Source organism: Burkholderia sp. SJZ089, assembly GCF_007828315.1.
In the GTDB taxonomy this organism is placed as follows: domain Bacteria; phylum Pseudomonadota; class Gammaproteobacteria; order Burkholderiales; family Burkholderiaceae; genus Burkholderia; species Burkholderia gladioli.
In genome coordinates this window covers 79,221-88,997 of sequence record NZ_VIUM01000027.1, presented here as the reverse complement: position 1 = coordinate 88,997, position 9,777 = coordinate 79,221, and the positions used below count along the sequence as shown (strand labels likewise).

Here is a 9,777-nt window from a genome sequence, read left to right as displayed (position 1 = left end):
GGATCGACTCGGCCTCGAGCCAGTCGAGGTGGCCCATCCGGCTGGCGGTGCCGGCCGGCGATGCGAAGGCGGATTGTTCGAGCGTCGTGCTCATGCGACCGCCACGAGTTCGCCCGAGAGCTGCTCGACGTCCTGCGTGAAGGTACCGAGAAAATCGTCGTCGTCGTAGAAGGCCAGGGCCTGGCGAAACATCCTGTCGCGACTTTCCCAGCGATTCGTCACCGGATACTGCGAAATCCGCGCATGGTCGTCGTGCGAGATGTGCAGCGCATGGCCCTCCTGGATGCGCGTGAGCCCCGCGCCCAGCGTGAGCCGCGAGATCATGTCCTGATCCTCCCAGCCCCAGCCGTGCAGGCGGCCGTTGTAGCCGTTGACCGCCAGGAAATCGTCGCGCCGCACCAGCAGCAGCCCCGGTGCCTGGCGCGTGCCGTCCTGCGCATCCTCCTCGTTGTCGACGATCGCCAGTTCGCGCCCGTTGCGGATCTTCACGTCGAGCCGATATCCGAACCGCACCACGTTCTTCGCCTGGCGCGAATTGCGTTCGGTCTCTCGCACCCCTTTCAGCGTTGCGAACCGGCCCGGCTCGGCGCCCAGACGCGCGACCAGCGCGTCGATCGAGGCCGGCTCGACGATGATGTCGCAATCGCAGAAGAACAGCGTGTCGTGCCGCGCGAAGTGCGCGCCGAGGTTCTGAGCACGCGTCTTGTGGAAATACAGCTGCTCGCGCAGCTCGACGACGCGCACCGCGTCGCGATACATGTCGGTCTGGCGCGCGACGGCTTCGGCGTCGCCGCCGAAGTTCACCACGATCACTTCGCCGCCGACACGCCGTGCCGTCTCGACCAGCCCCGGCAGCGCGCCGCGCAGTTCCTCGCGATTGCGCCACGTCACAATGATGGAAAGCATGGGATCAATCTCCTCCGGCCGACGGCCGTGACATGGGTATGGGTAGGCGGCCGCGCATCAGGCGTGGCGCAGCGCGAAATCCTTCAGGAAGGCCGTCAGCCGGCTCACCGCCTGCTCCGACACGGCGTTGTAGAGCGAGGCGCGCAGGCCGCCGATCGATCGATGTCCGTTCAGACCGGAGAACCCCGCCTCGGTCGCGAGTTCGAGACAGCGCGCATCGAGTCGCGCGTCGCGGAAACGGAACGCCACGTTCATGGTGGAGCGGCATTCGCGCCGCGCGTGCGCATCCACCACTTCGCGCAGCTCGTCGAGCGTGGCGTACAACAGCGCCGCCTTGCGCGCGTTGCGCTCGGCCATGCGCTCGACGCCGCCCACCTCGTCGCGGATCCAGCGCAACACCCGCGCCATCACGTAGATCGCGAGCACCGGCGGCGTGTTGTAGTTGGAGCCATGGCGGATGTGGGTGCGATAGTCGAGCATCGGCGGCAAGGTATCGGGAATGCGCTCGAGCAAGGCATTGCGGATGATCGCCACCGTCACGCCGGCCGGCCCGAGATTCTTCTGCGCATGCGCATAGACCATGCCGTAGGCGCCGACGTCGAACGGCCGGGACACGAAATCCGAGGACATGTCCGCCACCCACGGCGCGCCGTCGTCGTCCGGCACGGCCGGGAACTGCAGGCCCTCCACCGTCTCGTTCGACACGAAGTGCCGATACGAGGCGCGCGGCGCCCACTCCAGCTCGGCCAGGCGCGGCAGCGTGCGATAGCCGCTCGCCGCGCCGTCCCAGACGGTGCGCATCGCCATCACGCGCGAGGCCTCGTCGATCGCCTTGCGGCTCCAGTAGCCGCCCGTCACGTAGTCCGGCGGCGGCGCGCCGGGCACGCGAAAGTTCATCGGGATCATCGAGAACTGCAGGCTGCTGCCGCCCTGCAGGTACACCACGCTGTAGTCGTCGGGAATGCGCAGCAGCGCGCGCAGGTCGGCCTCGCTCTCCTCCAGCAGCCGCGCGAACCACCGGGAACGGTGGCTCATGCCGAGCACGGACAGCTTCGTCTCCGGCAGGGCCACCACCGCCTGCTGCAACTCGTCGAGCACGCAGTCGGGCAGCGCGCCCGGGCCGCCGGAGAAGTTCAGTTGATTGGGATGCATGGAGCAAGACTCCTGGATCGTTGGATGAGGCGATGACGGGTCATTTCTCGAGCAGGCCCGCGGCAGGACGCGGCGCGCCGCGCCGCAGCATGGCGTTGAGCGGCTCGGAGAAGTGGCGGAACACGATCTGCGCGACCAGCGCCGCCACGCAGAGATAGAACAGCAGCCAGAGCGGCTTCGCATAAAGCCCGACGTTCTCGCGCGTCACGTACTCGCGCAGCACGCCGAGCACGATGATGTGGAACAGGTAGAGCTCGTAGCTGCGCTGCCCGAACCAGCGGATCACGCGCGCCACGCCCCACGCGCGTGCCGGCCGCGCGCTCGCCGCCTCGTGCTGGAAGCAGTACAGCAGCACGGCGGTGCACAGGGCGACCACCGACACCCCCCACACCACGTGCTGCATGATCGGCCCCGACAGATAGGTCACGGCCAGCACCAGGCCGGCCGCGCAGCGCAGCGCGACGCCGGTGCTCCGCGCGATGCGTCGCGCCGGCAGCAGCGCCACGAGGCTGCCCATCGCGATCGCGTCGAAGCACGACAGATAACCGTACAGCGCCACGATCTCGTCCTCGGCATGCAGGCTCCGGTAATACGGCGCGAACAGGATCGGCACCACCAGCCAGATGCCGATGTAGCGCGGCCGGCGCAGCAGCAGGAACACGATCGGGAAGCTCAGGTAGAACACCTCCTCCACCGATAGCGACCAGAGGATGTTCATCGCGTAGTTGAAGTAGCCGACCTGCGCCATCAGCACGTTGTGCCAGAACGTCAGCACCGAGAGCACCGCCACCGGCATGCTCGCCGTGTCGGGCTTGTTCACGAACGAGCGCATCTCGAACAGGCTCAGCACCACCATGATGGCCAGCGCCAGGACCAGGCAGGGCAGGATGCGCGAGGCGCGGAACCGATAGAAGGTGCCGGGCCGGATCCGCGTGGGCGAACCGAAGCGGCGCAGCGAGGTGGAGGTGATGAGGAAGCCCGACACGGTGAAGAACATGGTCACGCCATAGTTGCCGTTGCGCGCCACCGCCTTGATCGCGTCGGACAACCATGGCAGGTCGAACGGCAGCAGATGCAGCCGATAGGTCAGGTGGAAATGCAGGATCAGCACGAGCAGGATCGCGATGCCTCGCAGCATGTCCACGCCGTTGCTACGCTTGCCTTGGTTCATTGGGTTTCCTGTTGTTGGAGCGGCGGCGATGCCACCGCCTGTAATTCGGCGCGGGTGCGCAGCATCTGCCGCGCTACCTGCTCGACGGTCTCGATCGACCAGACGCACGGCAGCGGCGCGCCGCCCGGTATGTCGTCCTCGCCATCCCGTGCGCCGGTCCGCACCGTGCCCGAGGCGTCCAGTTCCACATGCTCCCGGGCACTCCATTCGCGGTTCAGCGCGACAGCTGCCTCGAGCTCGAGGCCCGCGGGCAGATCGAGCGAAAGCCGGCCCGCCTCGATCGCGACCGGATAGCCGCCCGGCAGCCCGTTCGGGCCGGGAGCATGGCCGGCGTAGCTGGCGATGCGCCCGAGCAGCGCGGCCAGCAGCATGGCGCCGGTCGCGCCGGTGACGCGGTTCAGCGACGCGTCGGCGGGCAGCCGCGGATCCGGCAGGGCCCTCGCCTCGCAAGCCCGCGCATCCACCCAGACGCGCGGCGCCTGACGGCGCCCGTGCCCGGCGATCGCCGCGCCGACATGCCAGTGATGCGCGAGCATGCGCAGGCGCGCGCCGGGCGCCAGATCCATCTCGGCGTGGTACGCGGCGGCCAGCGTCGCCACGTTGCCGATGCCGCACACGACATCGTGGCCGAGCCGCACCAGGATCTCGTTGACCGCGTCGGGGTAGCAGGCATTGACGAGGCGGCTGCCGGGGGAATGCGCCGCGATCGCGCGCGCCACGCGCAGCGCCAGCACCACCTGCAGCGGCAGCGTCGCGCCATAGCCCTGGGCGCGGATCGTCGCGGCCCAGGCATCGCGCCCGGCGGCGATCCCCCACATCGACTGCAGCGAGGCCACGTTGAACACCAGCGCCGGCCGCAGCGCGGCCAGCAGGCTGTCGAGCGCGCCCGCCGCATCCCAGTCGAGCCGATGGCCGACCACGCGATGCGGCGTGCCATGCACCACGGCGCGCGCGTTGGTGGCCTGCACCAGCCAGGCCAGGCGCGCCGCGTTGCGCCCGGCCAGCACGATCCGCAGCGGCCTCGCGCCCGCCGGCAGGGTGGCGAGATCGAACAGCACGGCCTCGGCGAGCGAGCCGGTGCCGGTCACCAGCAGATCCGCGCTCATCGGCCCGCCTCGCGGGCGGCCCGCGCGCCGCTCCTTGCCCCGCGCCCGCCGCCGCGCAGTTCGGCGGCCAGGCGCGCGGCGATATCGTCCGCGGCGAGCCCGTGGCGCTTGAGCAGCACCTCGGTCGGCCCGAAATCGCCGCTCCAGTCGGCCGGCCAGGAAAACACCGGGTCGCACACCGCGAACCCCTCGGCATGCAGCAGGTCGGCCAGGCCGCCGCGACGCGTGTGGTCGTCCACCACCCAGAGCCCATCCACGTCGCGCAGCAGGGCCGCGAACTCGGCAGCGGGAAACGGCGCGAGCCGCGTCAGGTGAATCACGCCGGCATCGACGTCGAGCTCGCGCAGCCGGCGCGCGGCGTCGAGCGCGACGTGCGTGAACAGCCCGCAGCTCACCAGCGCGAAACGCGCGCGCGCGCCGATCCAGCGACATTCGGCAGGCTCGCCGGGCAACGCGCCCAGCGGTTCGCGCGGATAGCGCAGATAGGCCGGGCGCTCCCGCGCCAGCACCGCGTCGACCACGAATCGCGTGTCCGCCTCGCAGCCGGGCGTCCAGATATCGAGGTTCGGCAGCGATCCGATCGCCGCGATGTCGTTGAGCGCCTGGTGGCTCTTGCCGTTCGGCCCGCCGCAGCCGCCCGCGTGCGAGCCGACCAGCGTGACCGGCACGCCGGTCTGCGCGAGCCCGACGCGAATCTGGTCGTAGGCGCGAAAGCACAGAAAGGCCGCGAACGAGAACACCCACGGCCGCAAGCCGCAGGCGGCCATGCCGGCCGCGGTCGACACCATGGTCTGCTCGGCGATCCCGGCCATCAGGAAGCGCTCCGGGTGCGCCTGCGCGAAGCGGTCCACACCGTAGGAATCGGCCAGGTCGCCGTCCACCACCCAGATCCGCGGGTCGTGCCGCGCCCGCTCGACGAGCGCCTGCGCGCAATGGGCGGCGGGCCTCATGCCGGCTCCCCGGCCGCCATCACGGCGTCGCGGAACTGCGCCTCGGTCAGGCTCAGGCAATGCGACAGCCCGGGCGCGTCGGCGAAGGCCGGAATGCCGTGGCCCTTCTCGGTATGGGCCAGCAGCACGCCGGGCTGGCCGCGCCGGCCCAGCATGTCGCGCATCGCGGCCTCGAGCCCGGCCGCGTCGTGCCCCGGCGCCTCGCTGACATGCCAGCCGAACGCCTCCCACTTGCGCGCCGCGTCGGGCAACGGCGCGGGCTCGATGCCCGGCATGCCGTGCCAGCCCATCTCCTGGTAACCGTTCAGGTCCAGCACCGCATGCAGGTTGTCGACGCGGTAGCGCGACGCCAATTGCGCGGCCTCCCACACCTGCCCTTCCTGGCATTCGCCGTCGCCGAGCACCACCCAGACGCGCGCGCCCGTGCCGCGCAGCGCGAGGGCCATGCCGAGTCCGACCGACAGGCCCTGGCCGAGCGAGCCGGTGGAAAAGTCGATCGCGTCGCACAGGCTCATGTCGGGATGGCACGCCAGGCGGCCGCCGTGCTGCCCGTAGCTGGCCAGCTCGGCCTCGGGCAGCGCGCCGACCGAGGCGAGCGTCGCGTACAGCGCGACCGAGGCATGCCCCTTCGACAGGATCAGGCGATCCGCCCGCCCCTGGGCGCGCCGCGCCGGATCGCGGTCGAGAATCCGGTGATGGAGCACCATCAAGCTGTCGAGCACGCTCATCGCGCCGCCGAAATGGCCGCCCTGCGCGCCGTGCAGCATCGTCAACACGCGCTTGCGGCTCTCCCGTATCTGAATCTCGAGGTTCATCGAATCTCCCGGTTCTTGAAATCAGTTCAGCGCAGCCGCGCGAGACCGTGCTCGCTCAGCAGCGCGTCGCTGCGGATGGCGCGCCAGCAGGCATCGAACGCCGCCAGCGCCTCGGCATCGGCGCCGCGCGTCGACAATCGCTCGCGAGACAGGCCGGAGCCCGCCTGCGCGTCCCTGCCCAGCGCCGTGGCGATGGCGTCGCCGCGCGCCGCCAGGGCGGCCGGATCGGACACGATGCGCCGCAACGCCGGCAGCGGGCCGGCCAGCAGGTCCTCGTACCAGACCGGCTGGGGCCGCACGCCGGCGCGATGCAGGCGGTCGAAGGCCTCGACCGATACCTTCAGCAGCTCGGCCAGCGTCTCGCCGCGCTCGCCGAACGCGCGCGAGGTGGAGCGCACCCAATCGTCCCGCTCGCGGAACATGAAGACGTAACGCGCCTGCGGGAAGGCCTGCAGAAACACGTCCACCGCCCGGTTGCAGCGCGCGCGCAGCTTGATGACCGGCGCGCGCCCGCACGCGAGCGCGAGCCCGCACACGGCGGCGCGCACCACGCTCGGCCCCCAGCGCCGCGCCGCCGCCAGCTCGGCGTCGTCGTCGACCCAGGCGACGTTGGTCAGCACGTCCGGCTCCGAGATCGCCGGCTCGCCGGCGGCGGCCAGCAGGCGCGACAGCAGCGTGGAGCCGCAGCGGCCGATCGAGAACACGAAGGTCGGCGTCAGGCCGGCATCGTCGTGCCAGGCGTCGAGCCGCTCGAACGGCAGCTCGGCCAGCCACTGCACATGGCGGCGCTGATGCTGGTAGAGGAAGGGCACGTCGCTCAACGCGGCATCGCCCTCCCAGCGGCCATGAACGAGCCGCTCGGCGCGCCAGTCCGCGTACAGCGGCACATAGCGCGCGCGCTCGGGCAACTCGGCCAGCGAGGCGTGGCGCGCGACGACGCGGCTGTCGAAGTCGCCGGGGCGCACCATGCGGGTCGAATCGGCATGGCGGACCCGCAGCACCTGCTTGACGCACACCGGGCCGGATGAATCGGCGGATGTCATGCTTGCACTCCTGTCAGGATGGACCGGGCCCGCCTCGCCACAAGGCGCCGAGCAGCCGCTGCGCCTCGTCGGTGAAGCCCTCGCCGCCGTTGGTGCCGCCGGCGTACTCGCCGAACACCGGCCCGCGGTCCGAATCGAACAGGTCGACGCGCACGTGCTCGATGCCGGTCCAGCCGCGGTAATAGTCGGCGAGCTGTTCGGCCAGCGTGATGACACGGTCGAAGTGCGCCGGCCGCGCGATCTCGCGCTCGATCGGCTGCGCGCTGTGATAGAGCGCGGCGCGCCGCCAGTCGCGGTCGTAGTCGTAGGCGACGCAGCCCAGGTCGTAGCCCACGCTCACGTAGTGGATGTACTCCACGCGACCGTGGAAGGTCAGGCACTTGAACTGCGACACGCAGGGCGAGCCGTCGCGGTTCTCGACCATCTCCTCGACGATCACGTGATTGTTCAGGCCGCGATAGCACCATTGGCGCGCGAAGAAGGCGCGGATCTCCTCGGGCGCGAACGCCGCGCCCGTCTTCAGGTCGGTGCCGCGATCCATCAGCATCAGCACGCCGGTCTGGCAGCGCGGCTTGATCACGTAGCGTGGCGGCAGCGCGGCGAAATCGCAGTCGGCCACGTCGCCCTGGAAATACAGCTTCGGCAGGTAGGCCTCGAAAGCCTGCAGATGCGTGCGGCAGGTCAGCTTGCAGTCGAGCTGCGTCTCGCTCGCCACGCGCCGCATTTCGTCGGGCGTGGCGCCGGCCTGGAAGATGCCGCGGCGATCGTCGTAGTGCGGCCAGCGCTCGCGCACCTTGTCTCGGAAGGTCGTGCTCACGGGCGCGCTCCCTCAGGCTCGCCGCGCACGGGCTACCCAGCTCTCGCGGGAGCCGCTGCGGTAGTCCTCGAGCTCGCTCCAGTCGGTGAGGCCCTGCGCGTGCCAGTCGACCCGCTCGTGATCGAGGCCGTAATGATCGAACAGCATCTCCACGGCCGAGCGATTGGCCCAGCCCATCAGGCCGCTCTGGCGCGCGGTGGCGCCCGGCGCCGCGGCGTCCTCGTACAGCAGCACCAGGTTGCCGGTGCGGCTGCGCTCGCTGGGCAGCACGTCGTCGAACCAGCCCTGCATGCGCGTGAGCAGCGAGCGCTTGCCGAAGCCGCCCTGCTGCATGTTGCGCACGAAGGCGTTGACGCGGCGGTTGCGCAGCCGCTCGCGCAGGTTCCAGCGCTCGCGCGCCACCCAGGTGTCGAGGATGAAGGCGCCCGGCGCGATGCGGCCGATCTCGCGCATCACGTCGATATGCTCGATCAGGTGGCTCAGCACGCCGAAGCAGAGGATCGTGTCGAAGCCGCCCGGCTCGACCGAGCGCAGGTATTCCACGAGATCGCCGGCCACCACCTCGTAGCGCTCGCGCGCATGGCCGCCCTGGGCCAGGTTCGCGCGCGCGGCGTCGAGGTGGCTTTCGCGCACCTCCACGCCCACCACCTTGGCCGCGCCGTGTGCGAGCGCGGCGTGCATGAAGCGTCCGTCGTGGCTGGCGAGATCCAGCACGCGCTTGCCGCGAAAATCCTGCTCATAGCCGCTGATGAGCACCTTCGCGCGCCAGTTCAGGCGCTGCGCGACCGCGCGCACGGTGCTGGAGGCGAGATAGACGGAGCCGGAGAAGTCGACGCCGGATTGCATGGTCGATGAGTTCATGATGAGGTTCGGATTCAGGTAGGAGAACCACGGCCCTGCCGGCCGTGGCGCAATCGATCGCGCCTCGCGCGACCTCGTCAGGCAGGTTCGGCGGCGGTGGCCGCCTCGCGGGTCACGCCGAACGGCACGTCGCCGCGCACGCACACGCGCCGCGCGAAGCGCCGCCCGGCGCCGTAGTCGTCCACCGCGGTGTGCATGGTGCAGCGGTTGTCCCAGAGCGCGACGTCGCCGTTCGACCAGTGCCAGCGCACCGTGAACTGCGGCTTCTCCATCTGCGCATACAGGTAGTTCAGGATCGTCGCGCTCTCGGCGGAATGGAAACCCGCCAGGTGCGAGGTCATGAAGGGATTGACGAACAGGCACTTGCGGCCGGTCTCCGGATGCACGCGCACCACGGGGTGCTCCGCGCCGAACAGGTTGCTCAGGTCGATGTCGGTGCGGCCCTTGCCCTGGAAGGCGCCCGGGCGCTGCGAATACTGCTCGGTGGTCATGTCGTGCACCGCGCGCTGGCCTTCGAGGAAGGCCTGCATGCCCGGCGACAGGCTCTCGTAGGCGGCCTCGAGGTCGGCCCACATGGTGTCGCCGCCGCTGGCCGGCGTCTCCATCACGCACAGCACGCCCAGCGCGGTCGGCGCCTTCGCGACGCTCAGGTCGGTATGCCAGATCGACGCGCGCCCGCTGGGCACGTCGGCGTCGAATACCGTTACCTCGGGGCGCCCGTCGGGCTTGGCCGAGAACGAGGGGAAATTCGTCTCGATCTCGCCGAACAGGCGCGCGAACGCGATCTGCGTGTCGACCTCGAGCGCGGGCTGGTCGGTGAAGAACAGCACCTTGTGGCGCAGCAGCGCCGCGCGGATCTCCTCGATGCCGCCGTGCTCGACGATGCCCGCCAGCGTACGGTTGCGCACTTGGGCGCCGATGGTGCCGCTCAGCGGCCTCAGGTCCAGGGTGGTCAT

The 9,777-nt window shown here is 70.4% G+C and carries 10 protein-coding genes; all 10 read right to left on the bottom strand.

The features are described from left to right. Positions 1–90 precede the first annotated feature (90 nt). Positions 91–906, bottom strand: a complete 816-nt coding sequence (locus FB600_RS33820) for a galactosyltransferase-related protein (protein ID WP_145757639.1) — start codon at positions 904–906, stop codon at positions 91–93. A 57-nt stretch (positions 907–963) separates the two neighbouring features. Then, positions 964–2,058, bottom strand: coding sequence for a phosphoserine transaminase (locus FB600_RS33815; protein ID WP_096751773.1), 1,095 nt, complete (start codon positions 2,056–2,058; stop codon positions 964–966). 40 nt (positions 2,059–2,098) lie between these two features. Beyond that, positions 2,099–3,229 (bottom strand): acyltransferase family protein, encoded by a 1,131-nt coding sequence (locus tag FB600_RS33810; protein ID WP_096751774.1) that lies wholly within the window; start codon positions 3,227–3,229, stop codon positions 2,099–2,101. After that, positions 3,226–4,335: a hypothetical protein gene (locus tag FB600_RS33805; protein ID WP_145757638.1), complete on the bottom strand. Its 1,110-nt coding sequence runs from the start codon at positions 4,333–4,335 to the stop codon at positions 3,226–3,228. The genes FB600_RS33810 and FB600_RS33805 overlap by 4 nt, the downstream gene beginning before the upstream one ends. Further along, positions 4,332–5,285 (bottom strand): transketolase family protein, encoded by a 954-nt coding sequence (locus FB600_RS33800; RefSeq protein WP_105821213.1) that lies wholly within the window; start codon positions 5,283–5,285, stop codon positions 4,332–4,334. The genes FB600_RS33805 and FB600_RS33800 overlap by 4 nt, the downstream gene beginning before the upstream one ends. Continuing rightward, positions 5,282–6,100 carry a transketolase gene (locus FB600_RS33795; RefSeq protein ID WP_046578512.1) on the bottom strand — a complete coding sequence of 273 codons (819 nt, stop codon included), beginning with the start codon at positions 6,098–6,100 and terminating at the stop codon, positions 5,282–5,284. The genes FB600_RS33800 and FB600_RS33795 overlap by 4 nt, the downstream gene beginning before the upstream one ends. Before the next feature lie 26 nt (positions 6,101–6,126). Then, positions 6,127–7,143, bottom strand: a complete 1,017-nt coding sequence (locus FB600_RS33790; protein ID WP_036051943.1) for a sulfotransferase family protein — start codon at positions 7,141–7,143, stop codon at positions 6,127–6,129. 13 nt (positions 7,144–7,156) lie between these two features. After that, positions 7,157–7,897 carry an ATP-grasp fold amidoligase family protein gene (locus FB600_RS33785; RefSeq protein WP_164467700.1) on the bottom strand — a complete coding sequence of 247 codons (741 nt, stop codon included), beginning with the start codon at positions 7,895–7,897 and terminating at the stop codon, positions 7,157–7,159. 75 nt (positions 7,898–7,972) lie between these two features. Then, positions 7,973–8,821 (bottom strand): class I SAM-dependent methyltransferase, encoded by an 849-nt coding sequence (locus FB600_RS33780; protein WP_036051945.1) that lies wholly within the window; start codon positions 8,819–8,821, stop codon positions 7,973–7,975. Between the two features lie 77 nt (positions 8,822–8,898). Next, a complete protein-coding gene (locus FB600_RS33775) occupies positions 8,899–9,777 on the bottom strand; it encodes a TauD/TfdA dioxygenase family protein (RefSeq protein ID WP_145757637.1) in 879 nt (292 codons plus the stop codon).

What these genes read in the sequence shown, in the direction of transcription:
- FB600_RS33775 (WP_145757637.1), bottom strand. Translation starts at nt 9,777, where the DNA reads ATGACCACCCTGGACCTGAGGCCGCTGAGCGGCACCATCGGCGCCCAA.
- FB600_RS33795 (WP_046578512.1), bottom strand. Translation starts at nt 6,100, where the DNA reads ATGAACCTCGAGATTCAGATACGGGAGAGCCGCAAGCGCGTGTTGACG.
- FB600_RS33815 (WP_096751773.1), bottom strand. Translation starts at nt 2,058, where the DNA reads ATGCATCCCAATCAACTGAACTTCTCCGGCGGCCCGGGCGCGCTGCCC.
- FB600_RS33805 (WP_145757638.1), bottom strand. Translation starts at nt 4,335, where the DNA reads ATGAGCGCGGATCTGCTGGTGACCGGCACCGGCTCGCTCGCCGAGGCC.
- FB600_RS33780 (WP_036051945.1), bottom strand. Translation starts at nt 8,821, where the DNA reads ATGAACTCATCGACCATGCAATCCGGCGTCGACTTCTCCGGCTCCGTC.
- FB600_RS33810 (WP_096751774.1), bottom strand. Translation starts at nt 3,229, where the DNA reads ATGAACCAAGGCAAGCGTAGCAACGGCGTGGACATGCTGCGAGGCATC.
- FB600_RS33790 (WP_036051943.1), bottom strand. Translation starts at nt 7,143, where the DNA reads ATGACATCCGCCGATTCATCCGGCCCGGTGTGCGTCAAGCAGGTGCTG.
- FB600_RS33820 (WP_145757639.1), bottom strand. Translation starts at nt 906, where the DNA reads ATGCTTTCCATCATTGTGACGTGGCGCAATCGCGAGGAACTGCGCGGC.
- FB600_RS33800 (WP_105821213.1), bottom strand. Translation starts at nt 5,285, where the DNA reads ATGAGGCCCGCCGCCCATTGCGCGCAGGCGCTCGTCGAGCGGGCGCGG.